The sequence below is a fragment of the Embleya sp. NPDC050154 genome, from assembly GCF_044460165.1.
Classification (GTDB): Bacteria; Actinomycetota; Actinomycetes; order Streptomycetales; family Streptomycetaceae; genus Embleya.
Window position 1 is genome coordinate 75,697 of record NZ_JBITJP010000030.1, and the last position, 23,885, is coordinate 99,581.

The 23,885-nt window shown below is 69.7% G+C and carries 22 protein-coding genes; 10 read left to right on the forward strand and 12 right to left on the reverse strand.

Annotated features, from left to right (window positions below):
* Positions 1 to 574 precede the first annotated feature (574 nt).
* The 4 genes from ACIBSV_RS42075 to ACIBSV_RS42090 are packed head-to-tail and all read right to left on the reverse strand — an operon-like array spanning position 575 to position 4,218.
* The gene (locus tag ACIBSV_RS42075) at positions 575 to 1,441 is read right to left on the reverse strand and encodes an alpha/beta fold hydrolase (protein ID WP_395872770.1); all 867 of its coding nucleotides are present in this window, start codon (positions 1,439 to 1,441) and stop codon (positions 575 to 577) included.
* A gap of 50 nt (positions 1,442 to 1,491) precedes the next feature.
* Positions 1,492 to 2,367, reverse strand: a complete 876-nt coding sequence (locus ACIBSV_RS42080) for a VOC family protein (RefSeq protein WP_395872771.1) — start codon at positions 2,365 to 2,367, stop codon at positions 1,492 to 1,494.
* Between the two features lie 26 nt (positions 2,368 to 2,393).
* On the reverse strand, positions 2,394 to 2,930 hold the full coding sequence (locus ACIBSV_RS42085; protein ID WP_395872772.1) for an aromatic-ring-hydroxylating dioxygenase subunit beta: 537 nt from the start codon (positions 2,928 to 2,930) through the stop codon (positions 2,394 to 2,396).
* Positions 2,923 to 4,218, reverse strand: coding sequence for an aromatic ring-hydroxylating dioxygenase subunit alpha (locus ACIBSV_RS42090; protein WP_395872773.1), 1,296 nt, complete (start codon positions 4,216 to 4,218; stop codon positions 2,923 to 2,925). The genes ACIBSV_RS42085 and ACIBSV_RS42090 overlap by 8 nt, the downstream gene beginning before the upstream one ends.
* A gap of 158 nt (positions 4,219 to 4,376) precedes the next feature.
* Between ACIBSV_RS42090 and ACIBSV_RS42095 the strand changes: the two genes are divergently transcribed.
* Positions 4,377 to 4,568 carry a hypothetical protein gene (locus tag ACIBSV_RS42095; protein ID WP_395872774.1) on the forward strand — a complete coding sequence of 64 codons (192 nt, stop codon included), beginning with the start codon at positions 4,377 to 4,379 and terminating at the stop codon, positions 4,566 to 4,568.
* A gap of 314 nt (positions 4,569 to 4,882) precedes the next feature.
* Entirely contained in the window at positions 4,883 to 5,752 is an 870-nt protein-coding gene (locus ACIBSV_RS42100; protein WP_395872775.1) for a helix-turn-helix transcriptional regulator, read from the forward strand.
* Positions 5,753 to 6,557: 805 nt separating this feature from the next.
* Here ACIBSV_RS42100 and dmpG read toward each other — a convergent pair.
* Genes dmpG through ACIBSV_RS42115 form a run of 3 tightly spaced genes read right to left on the reverse strand, consistent with a single transcriptional unit; the run spans position 6,558 to position 9,348 of the window.
* Entirely contained in the window at positions 6,558 to 7,589 is a 1,032-nt protein-coding gene (gene dmpG, locus ACIBSV_RS42105) for a 4-hydroxy-2-oxovalerate aldolase (RefSeq protein WP_395872776.1), read from the reverse strand.
* Positions 7,589 to 8,533, reverse strand: coding sequence for an acetaldehyde dehydrogenase (acetylating) (locus tag ACIBSV_RS42110; protein WP_395872777.1), 945 nt, complete (start codon positions 8,531 to 8,533; stop codon positions 7,589 to 7,591). The genes dmpG and ACIBSV_RS42110 overlap by 1 nt, the downstream gene beginning before the upstream one ends.
* Positions 8,530 to 9,348: a 2-keto-4-pentenoate hydratase gene (locus tag ACIBSV_RS42115; RefSeq protein WP_395872829.1), complete on the reverse strand. Its 819-nt coding sequence runs from the start codon at positions 9,346 to 9,348 to the stop codon at positions 8,530 to 8,532. Before ACIBSV_RS42115 ends, ACIBSV_RS42110 begins: the two co-directional genes overlap by 4 nt.
* A gap of 74 nt (positions 9,349 to 9,422) precedes the next feature.
* Here ACIBSV_RS42115 and ACIBSV_RS42120 point away from each other — a divergent pair, with 74 nt between their 5' ends.
* From ACIBSV_RS42120 to ACIBSV_RS42130, 3 genes are all read left to right on the forward strand, one after another.
* Entirely contained in the window at positions 9,423 to 10,184 is a 762-nt protein-coding gene (locus ACIBSV_RS42120) for an IclR family transcriptional regulator (RefSeq protein WP_395872778.1), read from the forward strand.
* 353 nt (positions 10,185 to 10,537) lie between these two features.
* On the forward strand, positions 10,538 to 10,891 hold the full coding sequence (locus tag ACIBSV_RS42125) for a tetratricopeptide repeat protein (RefSeq protein ID WP_395872779.1): 354 nt from the start codon (positions 10,538 to 10,540) through the stop codon (positions 10,889 to 10,891).
* Positions 10,777 to 11,892, forward strand: a complete 1,116-nt coding sequence (locus ACIBSV_RS42130; protein ID WP_395872780.1) for a tetratricopeptide repeat protein — start codon at positions 10,777 to 10,779, stop codon at positions 11,890 to 11,892. The genes ACIBSV_RS42125 and ACIBSV_RS42130 overlap by 115 nt, the downstream gene beginning before the upstream one ends.
* A 128-nt stretch (positions 11,893 to 12,020) precedes the next feature.
* Here ACIBSV_RS42130 and ACIBSV_RS42135 read toward each other — a convergent pair whose 3' ends face one another.
* Positions 12,021 to 12,158 (reverse strand): hypothetical protein, encoded by a 138-nt coding sequence (locus ACIBSV_RS42135; protein ID WP_395872781.1) that lies wholly within the window; start codon positions 12,156 to 12,158, stop codon positions 12,021 to 12,023.
* A 117-nt stretch (positions 12,159 to 12,275) separates the two neighbouring features.
* Here ACIBSV_RS42135 and ACIBSV_RS42140 point away from each other — a divergent pair, with 117 nt between their 5' ends.
* Positions 12,276 to 12,521 (forward strand): hypothetical protein, encoded by a 246-nt coding sequence (locus ACIBSV_RS42140; RefSeq protein ID WP_395872782.1) that lies wholly within the window; start codon positions 12,276 to 12,278, stop codon positions 12,519 to 12,521.
* A 485-nt stretch (positions 12,522 to 13,006) separates the two neighbouring features.
* Entirely contained in the window at positions 13,007 to 13,342 is a 336-nt protein-coding gene (locus ACIBSV_RS42145) for a hypothetical protein (protein WP_395872783.1), read from the forward strand.
* 190 nt (positions 13,343 to 13,532) lie between these two features.
* Here the strand turns inward: ACIBSV_RS42145 and ACIBSV_RS42150 are convergent, their stop codons facing one another.
* Together ACIBSV_RS42150 and ACIBSV_RS42155 are read right to left on the reverse strand one after the other, a co-directional pair.
* Positions 13,533 to 13,760 (reverse strand): hypothetical protein, encoded by a 228-nt coding sequence (locus ACIBSV_RS42150; protein ID WP_395872784.1) that lies wholly within the window; start codon positions 13,758 to 13,760, stop codon positions 13,533 to 13,535.
* Positions 13,761 to 14,646: 886 nt separating this feature from the next.
* Positions 14,647 to 16,152: a TerD family protein gene (locus tag ACIBSV_RS42155; protein WP_395872785.1), complete on the reverse strand. Its 1,506-nt coding sequence runs from the start codon at positions 16,150 to 16,152 to the stop codon at positions 14,647 to 14,649.
* Between the two features lie 531 nt (positions 16,153 to 16,683).
* Here ACIBSV_RS42155 and ACIBSV_RS42160 point away from each other — a divergent pair.
* Entirely contained in the window at positions 16,684 to 18,288 is a 1,605-nt protein-coding gene (locus ACIBSV_RS42160) for a caspase family protein (RefSeq protein WP_395872786.1), read from the forward strand.
* A 619-nt stretch (positions 18,289 to 18,907) separates the two neighbouring features.
* Complete coding sequence (locus ACIBSV_RS42165) at positions 18,908 to 20,965, forward strand: WD40 repeat domain-containing protein (RefSeq protein ID WP_395872830.1); 2,058 nt, start codon at positions 18,908 to 18,910, stop codon at positions 20,963 to 20,965.
* A 291-nt stretch (positions 20,966 to 21,256) separates the two neighbouring features.
* On the opposite strand, the gene ACIBSV_RS42170 is transcribed toward ACIBSV_RS42165, so the two are convergent.
* Together ACIBSV_RS42170 and ACIBSV_RS42175 are read right to left on the reverse strand one after the other, a co-directional pair.
* Positions 21,257 to 22,380, reverse strand: a protein-coding gene (locus ACIBSV_RS42170) for an IS3 family transposase (RefSeq protein ID WP_395872831.1) whose coding sequence is annotated in 2 segments (ribosomal slippage) — positions 21,257 to 22,176 and positions 22,176 to 22,380 — 1,125 coding nt in all. Because the reading frame shifts where the segments join, the coding sequence is not laid out codon by codon here.
* Between the two features lie 294 nt (positions 22,381 to 22,674).
* Positions 22,675 to 23,688, reverse strand: coding sequence for a terpene cyclase (locus tag ACIBSV_RS42175; protein ID WP_395872787.1), 1,014 nt, complete (start codon positions 23,686 to 23,688; stop codon positions 22,675 to 22,677).
* A gap of 37 nt (positions 23,689 to 23,725) precedes the next feature.
* Between ACIBSV_RS42175 and ACIBSV_RS42180 the strand changes: the two genes are divergently transcribed.
* The gene (locus ACIBSV_RS42180; protein WP_395872788.1) at positions 23,726 to 23,866 is read left to right on the forward strand and encodes a hypothetical protein; all 141 of its coding nucleotides are present in this window, start codon (positions 23,726 to 23,728) and stop codon (positions 23,864 to 23,866) included.
* Positions 23,867 to 23,885 lie beyond the last annotated feature (19 nt).

Below are 23,885 nucleotides of genomic sequence, written 5' to 3' on the forward strand. Positions count from 1 at the left end.
GATTCTTTCCTCCTCTTCTCTGCTCGGAAGGTCACACCGATGGGATCGAGCCGCCGTCGACGACGCGCGATGCGGTGCCTGTGACGGGGCCCGCGCGCGGACTCTCCGCCCGAAGGATGAAGCGGAGCGAGGTGTCACGCCTCGTCGTCCCGAAGTCCTGCTGCGCGGGGCCCGTATCGATCCGGCCGCCGCAACGCGGCGTCGTCGTGCAGGAAGGAGACCCGGTCGGAGTCGGTACCACCCTCCATCGCCCGGAAGTGGCCGGCACACCGGAACCGGATGCGCTTCGACACCTACGACGCCGGCACGACACGGTCGCCCACTCGAACTCGGGAACCGGCGGCTGCTTCGCGGAGGCATGTCGATGCGGACGTCGCCGCAGGCCACGTCGAACTTCCGGCGTTGGCACCGCTCTTGTTGCCCCGAAGAACGACGTGGCCCGGCGGCGCGGGCGTTGCCCCATCGGCGGGTCCGGACCGGTCCGGGTCGGCGGCGTGTGCTCCTCGGCCGACGACGTGTCCGGAGCCTCCGGCGAGTCCGGTCGGTGGTCGGACGCGGTGGTCAGGCGCGGTGGTCAGGCGCGGAGGAACTCGGTGACGATCGAGTCGTGCTCCTCGGGCTTCTCCCACTGCGGCCAGTGGCCGGCGTCCGCGATGCAGGAGTACTGCGCATCGGGGATGAGCGAGGCGAGCTTGCGGCCGAACTCCGGTCCCGTGCCGGGGTTGTGGTCGCTCCAGAGCACCAGCGTCGGCTGTCGGATCCGGCCGAGCATCTGCGGGGTGATGCGGTGTGGAGAGTCGGACCGGAAGCTGTTCCGCATGACGTTGACGAGGCCCTCGCGGGTCTCGGGGCGCTGGTAGAAGAACTGCCGCAGCGTGACGAGTTCCTCGGTGACGCGGTCCGGCTCGGCCATCAGCCACTCGAGCCGCTTGCGGACCGTCTCGCGGGTCGGGTCGCCGATCGCGGCGAGCGAGCGCTCCCGAAGGGCGTCACCCGCCGCGAGCTGCTCCTGCGTGACCTGCCCTTCCTCGACCGCGGCACCGGCGGTCGTGTTGAGGATGATCCGTCCGACGCGGTCGGGGTGGTGCAGTGCCATCCACATGCTCACCCAGCCGCCCAAGGACTCGCCCTCCAAGTGGGCGGTGTCGGCGCCGATCGAGTCCATCAGGTCGACGACCTGTTCGGCGTAGGTCGGCACCATCTCGGTGGTGAACGGTCGGCCCGAGGAGAAGCCGTGCCACAGCAGGTCGATGGCGATGACATGGAAATGCTTGCTCAACGGCATGACGTTGCGGCTGTAGGCCTCGGCGTGGCCGCCGTTCCCGTGCATGAGGATGAGCGGCTCCCCCTCGCCGGCCTCGATGACACGGGTCTTGAACTCCTTGCCTCGGTACCCCACCGAGGCACCGGCGAGGTCGTTCCACATGCTGTTCACGGACATCGGTCCGCCTCCCTTACTGCGAGAATTCGACGATCGACCCGCCGAGTCGGTCAGTAACTCTGGTGTCCCCACACCTTGTCGCCGGTGTTGTGGGTGGAGACATGCGTCGCGGGGTCGATCAGCAGACCGCCGGCGCCGTATTCGAGCCTGAAGCCGGACGGCGTCTGGAGGTAGCACGAGATCATCCGGTCGTTGACGTGCCGACCGAGTCCGACGATCGGCTTGGCGCCCGAGGCGAATACACGATCCATCGCCCGGCCGACCATGTCGACGCGGGTCGGCTCGAGCATCAGGTGGCTGACCGAGGGCGCCGCGGGGTCGCCCTGGATCAGGGCGAGACTGTGATGGCGCTCGTTGACGTGCAGAAAGTTGATCAGCCGAGGCGGCATGATCACGTAGTCGCTGAGCCCGAATCCGAGGACGTCGCGGTAGAACGCGTTGCAGGCATCGAACTCGACGGTGCGGAGCACGATGTGGCCCACCCCGAGCGCGCCGGCGACGAACTCCACTCCCTCGGGTGAGTGGAACGGATCCGGATCGGCGCTCGGACCCCAGTAGAACTCCATCCGGTTGCCGTCCGGATCGCGGCTGCTGTAAAGCTCCGCGACCCCACGATGCCGAGCCGACTCCGGCGTCTCCTCGACCACGTCGAAGCCGTGCGTCGTGAGATGGTCGACCAGCGCGGCGAGTGCCTCGGGTGACGCGGTCTCCCAGCCGAGGTACGCGAGCCCCTCCTCGGCGCCCGCCGCGACGGCGATCCGCCACGAGCGCTCGTCCATGCGCAGGCGCAGTTCCGTCTCCGCCGCGTCGGGCGCGGATACGTCCTGGAGTCCGAGAATGCCGGTGCCGAATGTTCGCCAGTCCTCGAGTCGGGCGCTGGTGAATCCGACGTAACCGAGTGCGCGGATAAATCGGTCTTGCTTCACGACGAGTCCCCTATCCAATCCAACGATCAGACGATGTCGGTCATGTCATAGGGCTGCACATCGGCGTCGAGCACCACCGCGTGGCGGAGAATCTCGAAGCCCTCGCCCTTGCCGGCCAGGAGGTCGTCGTAGGTGCCGGCGGCGTGGACCTGGGAGTGTCCGTCGAGGCCGGTACGCACCAACACCACGTTCGCCTTCACGTTGAGAGTGCCGTCACCCTCGACGAAGACGCGCAGGTTGCCGATCAGGTGGACTCGAGGCTTCCGCTGCATGCGCCAGTACCCGGAGAGGTAGGCCGCCCGGACCTGGAGCGCGACGAGCCCTCGCTCCTTCGTCAGGTACAGGCCCGTGTCCGCGTTCTCCCGATCCGTCACGGAGTACTCGGCGTTCGAGTGGAAGAACCCCAGCCAGTCGCGGTACCGGTCCTCGTCCAGGCACGCCGCCCAGTCGGCGTAGAAGGCACGCACCCGCTCCATCAGGACCGGATCGTACGTACGCGTGCCGGTGGTCGGCGCGGTCTGTGGCTGCACGACCTCGTGCTCGGATACCTGCTGCTCACTCATGAACGAACCCTTTCTCCAACACGATGGGCTCCTCGTTGATGTAGGAGTTCCAGAGCTTGTGGAAGCACCGCAGCGAGTACTCGTCGAACTTGTCGCCGACCTTGCCCGGCTTGAGACCGCGGCCCATGTGGGAGGTCGCGAGGCTGCTGCCCTGCAGTCCGCTCTGGGCGCGTACCGCCGCCTCCAGGTCGTCGGCGGAGATCTTGCCCCAGGAGCCCTGGGAATCGGCGCCGGTCTCCAGGCGGCGCTTGCGCTCCGCCGCCGACTCGCCGACCTTGCCCAGGATGATCAGCTCCACGACCGTGCTGTCCAGACCGAGCGGAGTCGCCACCTCCAGGAAGATGCTGCTGCCGTCCGCGTCGTACTGCAGGTCGAAGTTCGGGAAGACCGCGAAGATCGTGTTGCCGTGCCGGACGTCCCGCTCCCACGCCGCGAGTCGGGCTTCCTGCTCCTCATCGGTATGGCCGCGACTGGCCGAGTCCTCGACCTTCAGCGTGAGCGTCTCGCCCAGCTCGCAGGAGAGGCCGGCGGCGTACTTCTCGATGTTGAAGCCGCCGTACGCCGGGAACGTGAGCATCGAGTGGCCGCTGGCCAGCTCGTAATTCTTGCCGGGCTGCATGCCGCCGCGGCCGTCGGCGATCATGCGGTGCAGGAACTGCGGGTGATAGTTGTCCCGGAAGTTGTCGGTCCAGAGCTTCCAATTGCCCGGGTAGTCCCATCGGGCGCGGCCGATGACCTCGGTATCGGCCATGAATTCCCGGAGGTACCGCGCCGCTTCGCCCAGGTAGTCCTCGAAGTTCTCGACGGCCGGGTCGATGGCGGCGAAAACGAGTCCGGCGAACTCCGCGACCTTGACCGGCGTCAGGCCGTACTCGGATTTGTCGAGGCCCTCACCATAGGCGCGCGGGAACGGCACGCCGACGAGGTCGCCTTTGTCGCTGAAAGCCCAGGCGTGATACATGCACTTCACCGAACCCGGGCACGTGCCCTTGGCGCCGAGGAGTACCTCGACTCCGCGGTGGGTGCACGCGTTGTGGAATCCGCGAATGACCCCGTCGGTGCCGCGCCATACCGCAACCGGTTCCCCGGCGATCCTGGCCGTCCGGTAGCTGCCCACCTCGGGGAGCTCGGAGGTGTGGCAAATGAGCTGCCAGGTACGCCGGAAGATCTTGACCCGCTCCTCCTCGTAGAGGCCGGGATCGGTGTAGTTCCGCCGGGGCACGAGCATCGGCGAGGTGCGCGTGTGCTCGTCGCGGGCCGGCGTCGGGCGTTCTGCCTGCGTGGTCATCGGTTTGTCTCCCTTCGAGACAGTCGCATCGGGATCGGGCTGTCACACAGGTCCGAACCTCGCCGTGGCAGCCGCGAGGGACGGTCCGGCCTCGGGCCCGAATGCGAGGCGGTGCGGCCGGGAACGGCCTGCGGGCTCGCGTCGAGCGATCCGAGAGCGTGCTGGGTGTCGCCGTTCGTGTGCAGGAACCCGCGTTCGCCGTTGCGATGGTTCACACCGACACCCGCGATCTCGCGATCGAAGGCGCCGACGTTCACGAGGTTCGCCCGGAGCAGGTCGACGTGTGCCGGCCGCCGCGCACGAAAGTGCGACGAACGGTCCACGCTTTGCCCGAGCGTTTCTGCGATTGATGTCATGTGTACTCACTTCGAGATCTCGCTCGGCGAAGACTGTGTTCTTTCCTTGCGCCGAGGATCCGGGACGCATTCGATCGTTGTGCGGATCGTGTGGACCGCGGTCGGCATCCGGATCTCGCATGCAGACGGATCTCGTCGGTTCAGGCGCCGAGGCGGTTGTGGTTGCCGCACCGGAAACACCGGGAACCGAATGGATTCAGTTTCGGGGAATAGCCCGCGACGTGGCAGAGCCGGTCGTTACGCGGTCCACGTAACGCGTACTGGCAGTACGTGTTCCGCCGGCCGGTCCGGGCGTACAGTTTCGGACCATGGCACCTGAAGACAGCGAGCTGGGAAGTTTCCTCCGCTCCCGCCGCGCACGCGTGAACCCGACGAGATTCGGCGGCGCGACCGGCATCGGGCGGCGAGTACCCGGCCTCCGACGGGAAGAGGTGGCCACGCTCGCCGGCATCAGCGTCGAGTACTACGCCCGCCTCGAACGCGGCCGGAAAGTGCGTGTCTCCGAGACGGTGCTGGCCGCCATCGCGCGCGCCCTCGACCTCAACGATCTCGAGGCCACGCACCTCCACGACCTCGCGCACTCCGAGGCGAAGGTTCCGACGGCCACCGGAGCCCAGGATCACCACGGCGATGCCGTACGCCCGGAACTGAACGTGATCACCGACGCGCTCAGTCCGCTGCCGGCGTGGATCACCAACTACCGCATGGACTTCCTCGCCGGGAACCGCGAAGCCCGCGCGCTCTACGCGCCCCTCCTCGGCAACCCCGAAGACAAGGGCAACCGGGCGCGCTTCATCTTCCTCGACCCGGTCAGCCGAGGCTTCCAGTGCCAATGGGAGCAGGTTGCCGACGAAACGGTGGGAGCGCTGCGGTGGTACGCCACACGTCATCCCGACGATCGCGAACTCTCCGGGCTCATCCTCGACCTCAATTCGCGCAGCACGGAGTTCAGGTCCCGCTGGGGCGATCACAACATCAGCCACCACCGCTCGGGCGACGTGCATGTGAACCATCCGGCCATCGGCGACCTCAAGCTCGTCTACGAGCGCCTCGACGTCACACACGACCCGGGCCTGAGCCTGTTCATCCACGTGGTGGAGCCCGGTTCGACCATCGCGCGGAGGCTCGCCGACTTGGTTGCCGATGGGGGCTCGGCACCGCCGGGGGTGGGGGTGTAGGTCGGAGACATCCGTGACGGACGCGTGGGTTCCGGGAACTGCCCGACGCCGTGCGCTCCCCTGCCCCCGCGCTCGACGAATACCTCAGCGGGTGTCGGGTGCCGGTGCGGCGGCGGATGGCGCAGCGGTAGCGATTGCCGCCGTTGGTGCGTCCGCACGCGTGGGCCGGTGGTGGCGGTGGTGGACGCCCGGCTACAGGCGGGACGCGCTGGTCCGGGCGGGGTTGGCGGAGTGTGGGCTCGACCACGTGGTCCAGCGTTGCGGCGACGCCGTCATCCATCCGGCCGCCGCGGTCGGGACGACGCTCGCGTGATCGGGGAGGGGCCTCGGTCGGCGGCGCGATATCGCGAACCCGCCGTGGATGGGGTCGCGCTCACGGTGGCGCGCGGTCGGGACGCCTTCGCCGACGTCACCTGGCGGTGCGGCGCGCGGGGGCGATGCGCTCACGCTTCCAGCGGTTGCGGGTGTGGTTACGACCGGCCGGGACGGCGGTGCGGCGCCCGGTCCGAGAGGCGGCCGAGGGCGGAGGGCGGGTCGTGGGTCCCTGTCCTGCCCGGGGCCGGCCTGTTCACGGCGTGGCCGGAGGAGGCCGAACAGCCCACCGACCAATGGCTGTTCGACCTGCCCGAGGAGACGTCGACGGCGGAGGTGGTGCGGTCGGCACAGAGACGAGACTCCTTGACAGCGGCTACCCCCGGCTCGGCACGTCGCGCTACCGCTACCGCTACCGAGAGCGGCGGAATCGACGGAGCCGTCCCAGGGGCGTTCCCCCTGGAACGGCTCCGTCGCGTCGCGCCTCGCCGGTTCAGGATCCGGTCGGCTGCTCGGCTCGCGTGACCGCGAGGGTCAGCGCGATGTCGACGATCATGTCCTCCTGCCCGCCGACGAGTCGGCGGCGACCGCACTCCATGAGTAGGTCGCGCACGTCGATGTCGTACCGCGCGGAGGCGGCCTCCGCGTGCCGCAGGAACGAGGAGTAGACGCCCGCGTATCCGAGGGTGAGCGTCTCCCGGTCCACGCGCACCGGGCGGTCCTGAAGCGGACGCACGATGTCGTCGGCGGCGTCCTGGAGGCGGAACAGATCGCAGCCGTGCTCGAAGCCCGAGACGTTGGCGACCGCGACGAACGCCTCCAGTGGACAGTTGCCGGCTCCCGCGCCGTGGCCCGCGAGGGAGGCGTCGACCCGGCGGACACCGTTCTCGACCGCGACGACGGAGTTGGCGACCGACAGGGACAGGTTCTCGTGGGCGTGGATGCCGATCTCGGTCTCGGCGTCCAGCACGTCCCGGTAGGCACGCACCCGCGCCGCCACGTCGTTCATGGTGAGCCGGCCGCCGGAGTCGGTGACGTAGACGCAGTGCGCGCCGTAGGACTCCATCAGCTTGGCCTGTCCGGCCAGTTCCTCGGGCGGCGCCATGTGCGAGAGCATCAGGAACCCCGACACGTCCATGCCGAGTGATCGGGCAGCGTCGATGTGCTGCGCGGAGATGTCCGCCTCGGTGCAGTGGGTGGCGACTCGGACGGAGCGGACCCCGAGTTCGTACGCCCGCTTCAACTCGTGCACGGTGCCGATGCCCGGCAACAACAGCGTGGTGAGGCGGGCGCGCTCGATCACGGAGGCTGCGGCCTCGATCCACTCCCAGTCGGTGTGCGATCCGGGGCCGTAGGTGAGCGACCCTCCCGCGAGGCCGTCTCCGTGCGCGACCTCGATCGCGTCGACCCCGGCCGCGTCGAGTGCGGTGACGATGCGCTTGACGTCGTCCGAATCGATCCTGTGGCGCATGGCGTGCATGCCATCGCGCAGCGTGACGTCCTCGATGAAGATCGGCGTGCCCATCAACGGCCTTCCTTTCCTGCCGCGATGCGCTCTGCGACCCGCAGGGCGGCGGAGGTCATGATGTCGAGGTTGCCGGCGTAGGCCGGGAGGTAGTGCGCGGCGCCCTCGACCTCCAGGAACACCGAAACCTGGTGGGTGGGTCGGGCGGCGTCGGCGACGAGGAGGGTGCCGACGGGCTGGTCGTCGGGGATCTCGGTGATCTGTACCTGCTGCTTGAGCCGGTAGCCGGGAACGTACGCGGCGACGTCGGCGACCATCTTTACGACCGAGTCCCGGATCTCCTCCCGAACGGCCGAGTCCGGGGCCGTGACGAGGCACAACACCGTGTCCCGCATCATCAGTGGCGGCTCGGCCGGGTTGAGGACGATGATCGCCTTGCCGCGGCGCGCCCCGCCGACCCGCTCGATGGCGGCCGACGTGGTCTCGGTGAACTCGTCGATGTTGGCGCGGGTGCCGGGGCCCGCCGACTTCGAGGCGATCGACGCGACGATCTCGGCGTACTCGACGGGCACGACGCGGCCGACCGCGGCGACGATCGGGATGGTGGCCTGGCCGCCGCACGTGACCATGTTGACGACGGGCGCGTCGAGGTGCTCGCCGAGGTTCACTGCGGGGACCACGTACGGTCCGATCGCCGCCGGCGTGAGGTCGATCAGCCGCTTGCCGAGCGGAATCAGCCTGGCGGCGTTCGCCTCGTGCGCCTTGGCCGAGGTCGCGTCGAAGACGATGTCGATCCCGTCGAAGCCGGGCATCGAGATCAGCCCCTCCACGCCCTCGTGCGTGACCGGGACGCTGAGCCGCGCGGCACGGGCCAGACCGTCGGATCCGGCGTCGATGCCGACCATGGCACCCATCTTGAGGTGCTGCGCGCCACGCAGCACCTTGATCATCAGGTCGGTCCCGATATTGCCCGACCCGATGATCGCGACCTTGGTCCTGCTCATGAGACCTCTTCCTCGCCGAAGTGCACCGTTACGGTGCCGAAGCCGGACAACGTGGCGGTGACCGTGTCACCGGGCGACACGGGCCGCATCGGACCGAGCGCGCCGGACAGGACGACCTGCCCCGCGCGCAGCGGATCGCCGAGGTCGTAGGCCGTGCGGGCCAGCCACGCGACGGCCTCGACCGGGTCGCCGAGGCAGTCCGCCCCCTTCCCGGTGGCGACCTCCGCACCGTTGACGCTCATCGACATCACGACGTCCACGGGCTCGGTCTCGTCGAGCGTGCGCCGACGCTCCCCGAGCACATAGGCGCCCGCGGACGCGTTGTCGGCGACGGTGTCGCCGAGGCTGATGTCCCAGCCGGCGACCCGGCTGCCGCATACCTCCAGCGCGGCGACGCCGTACTCGATCGCGTCCCGGACCTGCGCGGTGTCGAGCGCGCCGTCGGTCAGGTCGGCGCCGAGCACGAACGCGACCTCCGCCTCCACCCGGGGTTGAAGCACCTGCCCGCCCCGGATCGTGCCGCCGTCCGCACACGCCATGTCGTCGAAGAGGACGCCGAAGTCGGGTCGGTCGACGCCGAGCTGACGCTGCACCGCCACCGAGGTCAGGCCGATCTTGCGGCCCACGACCCGGGCCCCGGCGGACAGTCGACGTTCGGTGAGCGCGGCCTGCACGGCGTACGCGGCGGCCAGGTCGTCCCGGCCGATCAGGTCTCGTACGGGCGCGCACGGCACGCCGGACGCGGACGCCCCGGCAAGCCGCGCGACCGCCCGGGCGGTGTCGGAAGTGCTCGCGGTGGCGAGCGCTCGGTTCATGGTCACCGCCTCACTGTGCGCCCGGGGCACCCGTCGAACCAGCATTTCGTCTCGCTCAGCGATACGCTGGGCCGATGACGGACGCGGCCGGTCTCGACACGGTTCTCGGCAAGGCGGTCACCATCCTGCGCGCCTTCCGGCCCGACGACCGGGCCGTCGCCCTCGCGGAACTCGTACGGCGCACGGGCCTGCACAAGGCGACCGTTCACCGGCTGACGGGAGCCCTCGTCGACAACCGTCTCCTCGACCGGGTGGAGGGTGGCTATCGCCCCAGCGGCGGCCTCTTCGAGCTCGGGATGCTCGCGGCGCCGGAACGCAGCCTGCTGGAGGTGGCGACGCCCTTCCTCCAGGACCTGTACGAACGCACCCACGAGACGGTCCACCTCGGAGTGCGCGAAGGGCACGATGTCGTCTACGTCGCCAAGATCGGCGGCCACGACCAGGCCAGGTCACCCTCGCGCGCCGGCGGGCGCATGCCGATGCACTGCACCGCCATCGGCAAGGCGCTCCTCGCACACGCCGACGACGAGTTGCGCAACGAGGTACTGGCCGGGCCGCTCGAACGGCGCACCCCGCGAACCGTGGTGGCGCCCGGCATCCTGCGACGCCAGCTGCGCCAGACCGTCGAGACGGGCGTCGCGTTCGAACGGGAGGAGTCGACCGTCGGACTCATGTGCGTCGCCGCACCGGTATTGGGCCCCGACCACGAAGCACTCGCCGCGATCAGTGTGGCCGGACCCACCGGCAGGTTCCGACCCGAACGATTCGCAACACACGTCCGAGCCGCCGCCACCGGACTCGGCATCACCCTGACCCGCCACGACCCACCACACTGATGTGCGCACACTGCTCGTCGGCAACGGCGACCACGGCGGGGACACCCTGCTGCCCGCGGCGCGTTCCGCCGGAATCACCGTCGCCGCACTCGTCGACACCGACGTCGCGCGCCCGCGACCTTGTGGCCCTGTGAATGATCCAGCAGGTCTATGCCCGCGTGGACGACGTCGACGCCGCCACGTTCAGAGTGGGTCCGCACAGGCCGATCCCCGGACCGGCCCGGACACGCGTTTTCGCATCCGGGTTCGAAGCCGGCGACATTTCGAAGCCGGCGACATAGTGAAGGACTACTCGTCGTTCACGCCCGGGCCCTGACGGGCGAGGCCCGAGTTTCCGGGGCCGGACGGGCCGGGTGCGGCTGTACACCGGGGATTTCCCGGTCGCCGCCGACCTCTTCGCGCGCTCCCTGGAGCTGTGCACCGACCTCGGCGACCGCCTTGGGCAGGCCGATGCCCTCCACGAGATGGGCAGGGTGCGGCTGTACACCGGGGACTTCCCGGCCGCCACCGATCAGCTGCAGCGCTCCTTGGACCTGTACACCGACCTTGGCGACCGCCTCGGCCAGGCCCACGCCCTCCACGAGATGAGCCGGTGCGGCAGGTCACCGGGGACTACCCAGCCGCCGCCGACCAGTTGCAGCGCTCCCTGGACCTGTACACCGAACTCGGCAACCGCCTCGGCCAAGCCAATGCACGTCACGAGATAGGCCGGGTGCGGCAGGTCACCGGGGACTACCCGGCCGCCGGCGACCAGTTGCAGCAGGCCTTGGACCTGTACACCGACCTCGGCGACCGCGTCGGGCGGGCCGACGTTCTCCAGAGCAGGGGCCGCGTTGAGATGGCCACCGGCGACTTCCGGGCTGCCGTCGACCTCTTCGCGCGCTCCTTGGACCTGTACACCGACCTCGGCATCCGCGTCGGGCAGGCCAATGCCCTCTCCGAGCTGGGCCGGGTTGAGTTGGCCACTGGGGACTACCCGGCCGCCGTCGACCAGTTGCAGCGCTCCTTGGACCTGTACACCGAACTCGGCAACCGCCTCGGGCAGGCCAACGCCCTCCACGAGATAGGCCGGGTGCGGCAGGTCACCGGGGACTACCCGGCCGCCGCCGACCTCTTCGCGCGCTCCCTGGACCTGCACACCGACCTCGGTAACCGCCTCGGCCAAGCCAACACCTTGTGGGGACTGGGGCGGGTGCGAACGGTGATCGGGGACTTTCCGGGGGCGGCCGAGGCGCTGCACCGCGCCCACGCCCTGTACACCGACCTCGGCAACCGCCTCGGGCAGGCCGAAGCCCTTCAGGACCTGGGGCGGATGCGAACGGTGACCGGGGACTACGTGACCGCCGCTCACCTGCTGCAGCGCTCGTTGGTGCTGGTGCGAGAGGTCGGCAATCCGCAAGGAGAGGCCGAGGTGTTGAACAGCACCGGTGCGTTGCCGGCACTGTCGGCCGGTCCCGGGGAGGCGTTGGCGGTGTTTCGGGAGGCTCGCCGGCCGGCCCGGGCAGCGGGGAGTCCGGTGGACGAGGCGCGGGCGCTGGAGGGCGCGGGCCGCGCGCTGGCGGCCACCGAGGACCGCGGCGGTGGGCTGGCGGACCTGCGGGCGGCGGTGGCTGTCTACCGGCGGATCGGCGCCGCAGAGGCCGCAGGTGCGGCGGCGTTCCTCGCGGGGTTGGAGGACGGCCCGGATGTGGTGGACGCGACCGGTTGACCTGCGGGTGCGACGTGCGACGGGGCGCACTCGGTCGATTGCAGCCCTGGCCTGTGCCGCCCCTCCTACAGCAGGGGTCCGGATTCGGTGAGCGGGGGTGACGGTCCCGACAGGACGGCGAGGCGGGGCTACCGCGGGATGCCGGAGCCGTACAGTGCCGTCGCGCCGGGCTCGGTGGCGGGGCCGGGGATCCAGTCGAGGACGCGGTGGCCGCCTTTGGTCCGGACGGCCTTGGCGGCCCAGGCCAGGGCGGTCTCCTCGTTCATGTCGACGGGGTCGTCGATGCGGACGACCCGCCTGGCGATCCGCGCCGATCGCGGGCACCCGTTCGGCGCACCGGCACCCCGCCATACTGGGGCCGACGACCGGAAGGATCGACCGACATGCCCGAAGACCCGATCGGGCGGAACGAACTCGCCGTGCTCACCCGACTCGTCGAGGCTGCCCAGGCCCAGAACAGTCGCGAGTTCGGCATCGTCAAGAGCGAGCTGACCACCCTCCACCTCGAGGTCGGCAACGTCGACCAGAAGATCGACGCGCTCGCCGTCGAGGTCCGCAGCGGAAACGCCCGCATCATCGAACTCCTGGCCGGTCTCATCGCCCAGAGCAAGGGCCCCGACGCCGGCTGAGCCCCGTGGCGCACCACGCGACCGGGCGTCGGGAATGATCCGCCGGCGCCCCGGGTTGTGATCCGGTGTCGGTGAGGGTGTGCCCCCGGGCCCAACCATTGCCTCCGTGGAATACCGGTTCGGCCGGAGCCACGGTGTGCCTTCCGCCGTGAGGCGGCCACCCCCACCGACCCTTGACATTCACGGCGCCGCCCCTTGGGGGCGGTGCCGTTCCGCATTCCAGGGCCCCCGGCACGCCGCCACGCGAGATGCCGCGCAACTGCGGCCGCGCCCGGTCGGACGACTACACCGATTTCCGGGCCGATCGGGGCGCGGGTTACTTCCCTTGGACCGGTCGCCGTTCGGCTCGCCGGCCCCCGTGTCACGCCACCGTGCGTCGTCGTTGAGGCCGGCATGACCACCACCACCGACTGCGGCCCGCTCGCCGAGCTCCCGGCCGCGAGCACCTCGACATCGGCATCGTCTGGTGCTGCGAGAGCTGCCCCATGCAGGGCCGCCGCATCCACCAGCACATCGACGCCGCCCGCCGCGACGCCGCCGGACACGCCATCGGTTACCACCGCGGCAGCTTCGCCCTCACCCGGATCACCCTGCGCCTGATCGGCGACCGGGAGCGCCGGGTCCGGCTGACGTCCGAGCGGGACGCCGACGTGCTCCTGGTCCCGCCGCTCGAGCCGTGGGACACCGAGCCGCTCTTCCCGCTTCAACTCGAACGCGCCTGCGACGCCGTCGACTGCGCCCCGGACTCCCGCCACCGACGCCGCCGCAAGGAAGCCGCCGCCGTCGACGAGACCGCCCCGGCGACACCAATGCGCCGGTGACGGGCGAAGCCTGCGCGGCTGTGACCGTCAGCGATGGATGGCCAGAGGCGCTCGAAACACTGCTGGTCAATGGTGGGGCGGTCATCGACTGTTGGCCACCTTGGTCGGGGTCGGTTGGCCATCCGTCGTCGCGGGCGGGAAGCGGCCGCATGATGGGCCGTCTGCCGAGTCCTCGATCGTGACGCTCTCGTCATTGGGGTCGCTGCCCCGGTCTCGCCGGCGGTGCGGTGTCGATCGGTGCGGGTGCGCCCGCGCGCGGTACGGGAGGGAGGACGGCGGGAGCGAAGTTGGCGAAGGGTTCCGCGGCGGCGATCAGGTCGGCCAGGGCGGGCGCGGTCTCCGCGTCCGGGTGTGCGGCGAGTGCGCGGCGGGCGGCGGTGACGGCCGTGCGCAGTTCCTCGTGACGGGTGGTGGGCATGGGTGGGGCCTTCCGGGTCGGGCGTGGTCGTCCGAGCCTCGGGTCCGGCCCCCGGACCACCGCGGATGTTCGACTCCTACCCAGGGCCGGCCTGCGGAAGCGGAGGTTCGGGGTGGGCCGACCGCCGGAACGTGGGCCTGGGGCGCCGCCCGCCGGTTCCGACACGCTGCCGGCGAGCCCGCCCGAGGGCCGGCGCCTGCGTGGGAGACAACGCCGGGCTGCGAGTCGGAGGCCGTCCCGACGGCTGAAGGATCCAGATGGCCAACGACGGATGCACATGGCCCACCAACGCTGCCCGTGGTGTCCTGTCCCAGTGAGAGCGATCCTGCGATCGGTCTTTGACCTGCGAGGGGCAGATTGAGTGGTTCAAGGACCGTTTGGTGGTCCCGTTCGATCTGCTCCGGATTTGCAAGGGTCGGGCCTGTGTCTCGTTCTAGCCCCGACTGCGGCGGGCGAGTTGTCCGTGGTGCTGTCCTCAATCGGTGGGTGGGGTTTGGCGCGGTCGTTCATTCTCTGGGGATGGTCGGCCCCGTGCGCAGGTCAGCGCCTTGATCACCGCGTGAGGTATGTGAGGCACGTCGTTCGAACCCCAGTCCAGGTGTTTCGGTCGAAGCACCTGGACTGGGGTTCGACGTTCGGGTGCTACGACGTCCCGCTATTCCTCTTGTTCTCCCGCATGGCCTGCACGGCGCTGTCGTAGCGGGCGGTAAGGCTGGGTCGGCCTTCCGCATCCGCTCCCACCGCTGGTCACGCAGGACCGTCCGGTACGTATGTGATGCCCCTACGCAGTGCCGGCCGAAGCTACGGATCCAGGCACCGGGGAGCCGTGGGCGTCCGCTCCGTGCGGAGGCCGGCGTCACCGACGCGATGGGGCCGGGCGCACCGGTCAGCGGCGAACCTTCAGGCTCCACTTCTCGGAGGTGCGGACCCCGATCAGGCCCGGCGGGACGAGGTAGGTTCCCGGCTTCCGGCACAGCTGCCGCTCGGGGCGCAGGTACGCGTCCATGGTGGCCAGCACTATCGAGTCGGACTCGGCCCCGCGGTCGACCCGGACGTGCACCTTCGCGGCGGGGCCGGTCATCTCGAGCAGTTCCCAGCCGTGGCCGGACAGTTTCCCTCGCAGCTCGCGGACGTCGTCCAGGGGCAGCACCTCCAGCTTCCACGAGGCCGCGTGGTCCAGTTTCACGACCACGTGGCACCAGCCGTCGGGCCCGACGGCGAGCGGACCGATCATCGGCAGCATGGTGCCGATCTGTCCGACCCTGTGGCTGGTGCCGTCGGGCTGGATGGTGTGCACGTAGCCGGCGGTGTTCTCGGGGCCGTCGCACGTGGCCCGGATCAGGGCGGGCGGGCCGGCGTAGCGCAGCACGGCCTGTCCCCGCCCCTCGGCGAGCTTGCCCAGGGTCTCCACCGTGTCGATCGGGCGGACCCGCAACTGCCAGCCGCCGGAGCCCTCGACCCTCATCCGCACCTCGGGCTCGCCCTTGGCGAACGCCAGCAGCCGTCCCCGCGCGTCCCTGGTGGAGGAGAAGATGCTCAGCTCCTCCACTTCGCCCTGCTCGTCGAGCCGCCAGATGTAGAACCAGCTGTGCGGTCCGGGTACGCGGGTCCGCTCGAACTCCACGACCGCCGACCGACCGGGCTCTGGGTTCACCAGGGTCAGCTCCAGCTTGCCGTGGCCCTCATGGACCTCGGTGGCCGGGCCCGGTGCCTTCGCCAGGGACATCACCCGGGCCCCGCTCACGGGCACGCCCGGGGTCGCGGCGGGGGTTTTGTTCATGGTCAGGCCCGGGATCATGCCCGGGGGCGGGACGGCCTCCTTGTGGACCTCGGCCATCGCGGGGCCCGGCAGCAGCGCGGTCGGCAGGACCTGCGCGGGTATGCCGTAGTCGGCGGCGAGCGCGGCCGGTCCGGCGCTGTAGCCCTGGCCCACGGCGCGGAAGCGCCAGGCCCCGTTGCGGCGGTAGCACTCTCCGAGCACCAGGGCGGTATCCCCGCCGGCGTCCGTGACCTCGTACCTCGCCGCCCACGGGCCCTCGCCGCCGGCCACCTCCACCGACAGCCCGGTGACCGCGTCGAACGTCCCGCCCGCGGCGAGGACGGCGATCAGCACCCGCTGTACGGCGGTCTCCACCGCCTCCTCGTCCACCTCCAGCCGCTGGACGAGGAGCCCGCCCTCCGCCGCCCCGCCCAGGTGCCGTACCGCGCCCGAGGGGCGCGAGGGCCGATCGCCCCGGACCACGTCGGCTTCACCGCGGGCCCGGCCCGCCGCGTCCAGCAGCACCGCCGTGGCGGCCACCAGGGGGGTGCCCGGCCGTGCCTCGTGGGCCACGGTGATGCGGAACGGGCCTCCGGGCAGCAGGGTGTTGGCCCCCTTGATGATGATCGTCATACCGGCATCCTGGCACCGGCCGGCATCCGCGGTCGATGGATTCCGTCGGATTCCGAGGGCGGGTGACCCCCGCATGCCGAACGCGCCTGACGAACCCGCAGATAACCGTGAGGCGTGTACGGAGATGGGCCTCTTGCCTCACACACCTCACGCCCTGATCGCACCCCAGATAACGGCAGATTTCGCAGTGGGGTCGCAGGTCGTGGCCGCGGAGTGCGACCGCCCATCCGGGGACCCGCGTGGTTCGGGCTCATCCGTCCTTGGCGAAACCGGGACATCCGCGATCGTCATCGTTCCGCGCGCACCGCTCGAGGCATGGAGCCGGGAAGCACCTGGGCATGTCCACCCCGGAACTCGCCCCGCACGATCGGGCCGAACCCGGTAGACGTGCCCGAACGCCGTTTCCCGGACGCTGCCATCACTCGACGCCCGGCGCAGCGTCCGCCGCGGCTTTGCCTGCGTTCGTCGGGTGTGACCGGTGGATGCCTGGCACGCTGTGTGTCCTGTCCGGGCACGGGAGTGGGGGCGTGGGTGGAGGTCGGGCGTGCGTTGGTGGTGGGGATCGGGCACTTCGAGGCGGATGTGACAGGCGGTGAGGTCGCGGTAGGTGCGTCGGCGTGGTCGGATCTGCCGTTCGTGGACGAGGTGGTGCCGTCGGTCGCGGCTGCGCTGAACCGTCTGGGATACGCGACCGAGGTGCACCGGGACGTCGACTCGGCCGCGTTGCGGGCCGCGGTGGACGGGGCGCTGGGGAACGCGCGGGTGGTCTACGTCGCCTCGCACGGGGACGCGGATGCGGCCAATCCGTATCGGGTGGACGTGGTGCCGGCGGACGCGTGCGTGGGCCGGGGCACGAACATCACGCAATGGGTCGACGACGCGCAACGGTTGGGGGTCCCGACGCTGTTCCTGTTCGACCTGTGTCGGTCCGGACGTGCTGCGGCGTTGCCTCACCTGGTGCACGGTACGGACTCGCCGGCGATCGCGTGGGTGCTTGCCGCTTCCGGAGGCGGTGAGAACGCGTACGACGGCCGGTTCAGCCTCGCGTTGGCGGAGGTGTTCGAGGAGATTGCCCGGACCGGACTGGACACCGACCCGGCGCGGTCGCACGTGCCGTTCTCGGTGGTGGCTCGCAGGATCGGTCGGCACGTCGAACGCATGGCCGGTATGGCTCAGACGGTGCGGAGCACGGCGATGGTCCTGGCGACGGAAGAGCCGGATCTGCCCTTCTTTCCCAACCCCTTCCACGACGCGGGCGCGGTGCGTGTGGCTCGGATGGACCCGGCGCTGCGGGGGTTCCTGAGTCCCTCGGACATGCGTCATTTCACCGAGAAGGCGGGTTCTCGCTTCACCGGGCGTCGTTCCCAACTCCACTTGCTCGCACCGTGGTTGGACGACGTCGAGATCGGTGGCCTGCGGGTGGTCACGGGCATTCCCGGGGCGGGGAAGTCGGCGCTGCTGGCGGCGTTGGCGTGCGCCGCCCATCCGGACCTGGTGTCGGCGGCACCGCAGGTGCGCGAACGCCTGGACGCCCGGGACTCGCACGCCTGCCCGTCGGTCAACGACCGCCTGGCCGCCGTGCACGCCCGCGGGCGCTCCACGACAGAGGTGTTCGTGTCGATGGCCGACCAACTCGGCCTGAAGACGGAGCCTGATGTGTCGGTCGACGCGAAGGCATTCACGAACATGTTGCCGCGGGTGGGCGAGGTTCCGGCGGTGATCGTGGACGCCCTGGATGAGGCGTCCGATCCGGTGGCGTTGTGTGCAGACCTAGTTCACGTGGCACGCGTGTTGCGTTCCGACGGCACACCTTCGGTGCGATTGCTGGTGGGTACACGGCCGTGGCCGAGGTTCGCCGCCTTGCTCGAATTGGCCGGTGCTGCGCGTGGGTTGGTGGATTTGGATGACGCCGACCCGGACGAGGTCCGCGACGACGTGGCCGACTACTTCAACGCCCGCCTGACCGACATGCCCGCCTACGCTCCACCGGGCCGGCGTGCGATCCGGCGACATCTCGCCCAAGCCGTCGCCGACCGCCTTGTCTCCTCCCCTAAACAGCGGGCGGAATGGGGCGTTCCTGGTCGCGGAGGTCTTCACCCGCCACCTTGGACGAATTCCCGTCCCGAGCGACGTTGACGGTGCCCGGGAGCTGGGCCGCTCGGCGCCCACAACGCTACCCGCGGTCCTCGACTTGGACCTGTCCTCCCGTATCGATGGCCCCGGCATTCGCGCCGTCCTGTCGGCGCTGGCGCTGGCCCGGGGCGAGGGCATGCCCCTCGAGGTGGCCCTCCCACTGGCGGGGCTGTTCGTCGACCTCGCCCCCGACCACGCCCGAACCCTGCTGCCCGACGCCCTGTTCTACCTGTGTGCCACCCCCGACCACGACGGCACGCTCCTCTACCGCCTTTTCCACCAGGGCCTCGTCGACCACCTCATCCGACACCCGACGGTTGACGAGGCCGATTCCGGCCCCACCGCCGGAAAGATCCTGGACCACCTTCTTGTCACCCACACCGTCCACGACGGCCCCACCCGCACCTGGGACAATGCACCCTCATACGTTCTGCGTCACGCCCCCGCATATGCCGAAGCCGCAGGTCGACTCGACGAACTTCTGGTCGACTCCGAGTACCTGGTTCATGGGGATCCGGCCGCGCTCGTCACCGCGTTCGCCCGGGTCCGGACGGACGGAGCGCGGCTGGCCCGCGCCGTCTACCGCACCTCGATCGGCGATCATCGGGACAGCGGACCCGCCATGCGCCGCCGACTCCTTGCCCTGGACGCAACACGGCACAACGCCCGGATCCTTGCGACAGCACTCAACGACAGGATCGAATCCGGTGCATGGACGGCCGACGCGGCAACCGACGGGCAAGCAGACCCCGCACACCACGACACTCTCATCGGGCACACCGGTTGGGTGCGTGCGGTGGCGTGTACCGTCGTGGACGGGCGACCCGTTGCCGTCACCGGCGCCGACGACAACACCGTGCGGATGTGGGACCTGACGACAGGCACCCGACGCGGCGAACCCTTCATCGGGCACACCGGTTGGGTGCGTGCGGTGGCGTGTACCGTCGTGGACGGGCGACCCGTTGCCGTCACCGGCGCTGACGACAACACCGTGCGGGTGTGGGACCTGACCACCGGGCGGCCCCACGGCCGACCCCTCGCCGGGCACACCGGCTGGGTGCGTGCGGTGGCCTGTACCGTCGTGGACGGGCGACCTGTCGCCGTCACCGGCGCTGACGACAACACCGTGCGGGTATGGGACCTGACCACCGGACAGCCCCACGGCGGAGAGCTCATCGGGCACACCGGCCCGGTGCTCGCGGTGGTGTGCACCGTCGTGGACGGGCGACCCGTTGTCGTCACCGGATCCATGGACCGCAGCGTGCGAATGTGGGACCCGACGACCGGCACCCAGTGCGGATATCCCCTCGCCGGACACACCGGCCGCGTGAATGCGATCGGGTGTGCCACTGTGGACGGGCAGTCCATGGCAGTCACCGGCGCGGGCGACAACACCGTGAGGGTGTGGGATCTGACCACCGGGTGCCGCCGCGGCCAGCCCCTCACCGGGCACACCGACGAAGTGCTCGCGGTGATGTGCACCGTCGTGGACGGACGACCCGTTGCCGTCACCGGATCCATCGACAACACCGTGCGCGTGTGGGACCTGACCACCGATATCCAACGCGGCTCCCCTCTCACCGGACACACCGGCTGGGTGCGTGCGGTTGGATGCGTCGCCGTGGACGGGCGACCCGTCGCCGTTACCGGTGCAGACGACAAGGCCGTGCGGGTATGGGACTTGGCCACCCGAAGGCCTCCCGGCCGACTCCTCAGCGGACACGGCGGCCCCGTGCGCGCGATCGCATGTACCACCGTGGACACAAGACCTATCGCCGTGACCGGTGCCGGCGACAACACCGTGAGGGTGTGGGATCTGACTACCGGGCGTCCCCGCGGCCGACCCCTCACCGGGCACACCGACGAAGTGAACGCCGTGGCATGCACCGTCGTGGACGGACGACCGGTCGCCGTCACCGGCGCGAACGACAAGACGGTGCGGATATGGGACTTGACGACCGAGCAACCACCTCAGGGCCGAATCCTCAGCCGACACGCCGGAGGTGTGCACGCCATAGCGTGCACCACCGTGAGCGGACGACCCGTTGCCGTCACCGCAGCGGACAACGAATTCGGCGTACAAGTGCGGGACCTGTCCCTTCGACACCCCAACGGCCGGACCTTGGACGAATTCGGAGTCCAAGCGTCGGGCCGGTCCCGTCGACACCCCTACGGCCGATCCTTGATCGGACACACCGCCCCGGTGCGCGCGGTCGCGTGCGGCGTCCTGGACGGACGACCCGTCGCCCTGACCAGCGCCCTCGACGACACCATGCGGGTGTGGGACCTGTCCACCGGTATCCAATGCGGCGAACCTCTCACGGGAAACAGCAGCGTGCGCGCGATCGCCTTCACCAGCGTGGAGGGGCAACCCGTCGTCGTTACCGGATCCCTTGACCACACCGTGCGGGTGTGGGACCTCGCCACCGGCACTCCAAGCGGCCAACCTCTCACCGGACACACCGACCGTGTGCGGGCGGTCGCGTGCGCCATCCTGGACGGACGATCCGTCGCCGTCACCGGAAGCGATGACCACACCGTGCGAACATGGGATCTGACCACGAGGCGGTGTCTCGACGTTTGTCCGCTGCCGGCACGATGCGGAGCGCTGGCTGTGGGAACCGGCGAGCGCTTGTTCGTCGGTTTCGACATCGACATCACGCTGCTGACGCGCAAGTGAAGACCTGACAACACCGTCAAGCCGGACATACTTTGACGCAGGAATTGTGGTAATTCGCGGAGGAACCTGTCGCCGTGGGTGCGCGGTCCGCCCCGCATGTCCTCCAGCGGGCGGTCGGCGAGCCGGCTCAGGGCGTCGGCGTCCGCGTTCGGCACCCTCGTGCTGATCGGCATTGGTGAGGAGACCGGTCATCACTTGGTGACTCACACTGTATCCACCGTCGCGAGCTTCACCGAGCAGTTCCTCGATATGAGGTGCCCCGTGTTTTCCGGACACGTTGACTTCTGTTGTTTACGCCGCCAGCCCGAGTTGCTTGTGCTCGTTCAGGACTTCCAGCGGCGTGCGATATTCCAGGCGTGAGTGGAGTCGTCGGCGATTATAGAACCCTTCGATGTATCTGACAACCTCGCGGCGTGCCTTCGCGTGGTCCGTGAAGACGGAGCGGTTCAGCCATTCGTTCTTCAGGGCACCGAAGAAGGATTCCGCCATCGAATTGTCCCAGCACACTCCGGTGCGTCCGACCGACTGGCGAATGTTGTGACGACTCAGCACGCGGGCGAATTCCCCAGAAGTGTAGTTGCTGCCGCGATCCGAGTGAAATATCGCGCCCTTCTCGATGTCGATCCGTCCGCGGGCCATGTCGAGTGCCGCGGTGACCAGCGAGGTCTTGAAATGGTCCGCCATCGCCCAGCCGACGACCGCCTTGCTGTGGCAGTCGATGACCGTGGCGAGATAGAGGAATCCCTCCCAGGTCGGAATGTAGGTGACGTCACCGACGAGTTTGACGCCCGGCCGGCCCGCAGCGAAGTCGCGGCGGACCAGGTCGGGGATGCGCGGATGCGCGCCGTCGGCTCGGGTCGTGACGACCCGCCACGGCCGGGGCTGACAGGGCACGAGCCCCAGGTCACGCATCAACGCGCGGACGAGTTCCGGGGACGCGGTCTCGCCGGAGCGCGCCAGGACGGCGTGGACGCGTCGATATCCGTAGGTCTCGTGATTCGCCGTGAAGATCTCCTTGATCGCCGCCTTGAGGCGTTCCCGTCGACGTGCGGTTGCGGATTCCGGATGGATTCGCCATTCGTAGTATCCGGATCGGGAGATGTCGAGCCATCGGCACATTTCGGCTACACGGAAATTCGCCTTCTCCGCGTCGACGAGTTCGTAGCGGGAACTCACCGATGGTCGCGGGCGAAGTAGGCGCTGGCTTTTAGGAGGAACGCATTCTCTTCACGGAGTTTCCGAACCGCGCGCTCCAGTTGCCGTTCACGCTCCGTCGAAGTGTCGGGGTTCCGGGGCGCAGATTCCGGCCCCGCCATCGATCTGCGATAACGCGTCACCCAGGTCCCGAGTGTCGTGTCGTGGATTCCCAACTCGCGTGCGACCTGGGTGATCGGTCGGGGACCGTCCAACACCATACGGACGGCCTCGTCCTTGAACTGCTGTGTATATCTTGGCGGCACGTGCGTTCTCTTTCCGGTTACCTGCAACCCTACGCGGGTCGCTGTCCGGAAGATCAAGGGCACCTCAACTCCAGGCGTCTGAAGATCGTTCACGCTTCCCGTGCCAGAGCCTGAAAGTGACGGCGGTTGCGCCACGGACATGTGTCGGTGGTCGGGCCCGGATGTCGGCCGAAATGCTCGAACAGCCCTCCGATGGTCCTCAGGGGGCTGTTCGAGCCGTGTTTCGGTGTGCCGTTTCCCCGTGGGGTCTCAGGCCCGCAGGACCTCGTCGTGGTGGCCGGGGCCGGTGTCGGGCAGTACGTGCAGTGCGTCGCGGTAGCGGGCGGTTCGGGTCTGCCAGGCGTGGTAGCCGCTCATCCACGCGGACATGACGTCCACGTACGTGTCCACGGCCGTTCGCTGCGCGCCGGTCAGCCCCAACTCGTCGGCCATGGCCGGGACCCGGCTCGCGAGGTCCCGGAAGCGTGCGCAGCGGTGGTCTATCTCCTCGGTCGCGGCGGTCAGGGCTTTGTCGCGGGTGAGGGCGTGGGTGTGTTGGAGGACGAGGACGAGGTTGTCCATGTCGCCGCGGGCTTCCTCTTTTTCGAGGGAGTAGACGTCGTTGGCCATGAGGGTGACGTCGATGGCGAGTTCGCGCATGATCCGCAGGTGGGGGCTGTGGTGGGCGGCCGGGGGGACGGTGATGCGGGCGGCGTGTTCGCCCAGGGACAGGGGCAGGATGGTGCCGGCGATGCCGCGGCGGACGTGGAGGTGGTGCTCCATGTCGCCGGGGGTGCCGCGGCGTCGGTTGATCGCCTCGTGGGGGTGGGTGGCGAAGTAGTACTCCCATTCGTGGGCCGCGCGTGCGGCCCAGCCGGGCGGCGCGTGGTGGAGCGCGCGGTGCCATATGTCGGCGAACGCGGCGGTGCACGGGTCGGGTTCGCGGCTCGCCGGGGTGGGTGTGCCGCGGACGACGTCGATCAGCCTGCGGCACGCGCGGTTCGCGGCGGCGGGGTCGTGGCCCAGGGGTCCGTCGAACTGGTCGTCGAAGACGAAGAAGAACGCCATGGTGTCGGCGCACAGGTCCAGGGCGGCGCCGCGGGCGTGTGGGTATCCCAGGGCGGCCAGTCCGGGCATGTCCCAGGAGGTGTACCAGTCCAGGGCGTCGCCGTCGCGGACCAGGCCGATGCGGCGCACCCAGGCGAGGTTGCGTCGTCGTGTCGCGGCGAGGTCGGGGCTGATCCCCGTGGGGGCGGGGATGTCGAAGTCGATCTCCTGGGGCACGCGTTCCTCCTGGCGGTGGCGGGATCGTCACCGCACCATGCCCCGACCCGGGGGCGATCGGGAAGCCCCGTCCGCACGCCCCGACGCCTGGGGCGGCGACCGGGTCGAGGCGGCCGTCCTGGTCGACCTGGTCAACGCTGAGCTGGCCCGAGATGTCCGGCACGGGTTGGCGTGGTAGCGCCGTGACGCGGTCGGCG

Coding starts and splice junctions, on each gene's coding strand:
- ACIBSV_RS42165 (WP_395872830.1), top strand. CDS start 18,908: ATGCGCCGCCGACTCCTTGCCCTGGACGCAACACGGCACAACGCCCGG.
- ACIBSV_RS42115 (WP_395872829.1), bottom strand. CDS start 9,348: ATGAACCGAGCGCTCGCCACCGCGAGCACTTCCGACACCGCCCGGGCG.
- ACIBSV_RS42090 (WP_395872773.1), bottom strand. CDS start 4,218: ATGACCACGCAGGCAGAACGCCCGACGCCGGCCCGCGACGAGCACACG.
- ACIBSV_RS42150 (WP_395872784.1), bottom strand. CDS start 13,760: ATGCCCACCACCCGTCACGAGGAACTGCGCACGGCCGTCACCGCCGCC.
- ACIBSV_RS42140 (WP_395872782.1), top strand. CDS start 12,276: ATGCCCGAAGACCCGATCGGGCGGAACGAACTCGCCGTGCTCACCCGA.
- ACIBSV_RS42155 (WP_395872785.1), bottom strand. CDS start 16,152: ATGACGATCATCATCAAGGGGGCCAACACCCTGCTGCCCGGAGGCCCG.
- ACIBSV_RS42100 (WP_395872775.1), top strand. CDS start 4,883: ATGGCACCTGAAGACAGCGAGCTGGGAAGTTTCCTCCGCTCCCGCCGC.
- dmpG (WP_395872776.1), bottom strand. CDS start 7,589: ATGGGCACGCCGATCTTCATCGAGGACGTCACGCTGCGCGATGGCATG.
- ACIBSV_RS42135 (WP_395872781.1), bottom strand. CDS start 12,158: ATGAACGAGGAGACCGCCCTGGCCTGGGCCGCCAAGGCCGTCCGGACC.
- ACIBSV_RS42120 (WP_395872778.1), top strand. CDS start 9,423: ATGACGGACGCGGCCGGTCTCGACACGGTTCTCGGCAAGGCGGTCACC.
- ACIBSV_RS42180 (WP_395872788.1), top strand. CDS start 23,726: ATGCCCCGACCCGGGGGCGATCGGGAAGCCCCGTCCGCACGCCCCGAC.
- ACIBSV_RS42110 (WP_395872777.1), bottom strand. CDS start 8,533: ATGAGCAGGACCAAGGTCGCGATCATCGGGTCGGGCAATATCGGGACC.
- ACIBSV_RS42085 (WP_395872772.1), bottom strand. CDS start 2,930: ATGAGTGAGCAGCAGGTATCCGAGCACGAGGTCGTGCAGCCACAGACC.
- ACIBSV_RS42145 (WP_395872783.1), top strand. CDS start 13,007: ATGCAGGGCCGCCGCATCCACCAGCACATCGACGCCGCCCGCCGCGAC.
- ACIBSV_RS42075 (WP_395872770.1), bottom strand. CDS start 1,441: ATGTCCGTGAACAGCATGTGGAACGACCTCGCCGGTGCCTCGGTGGGG.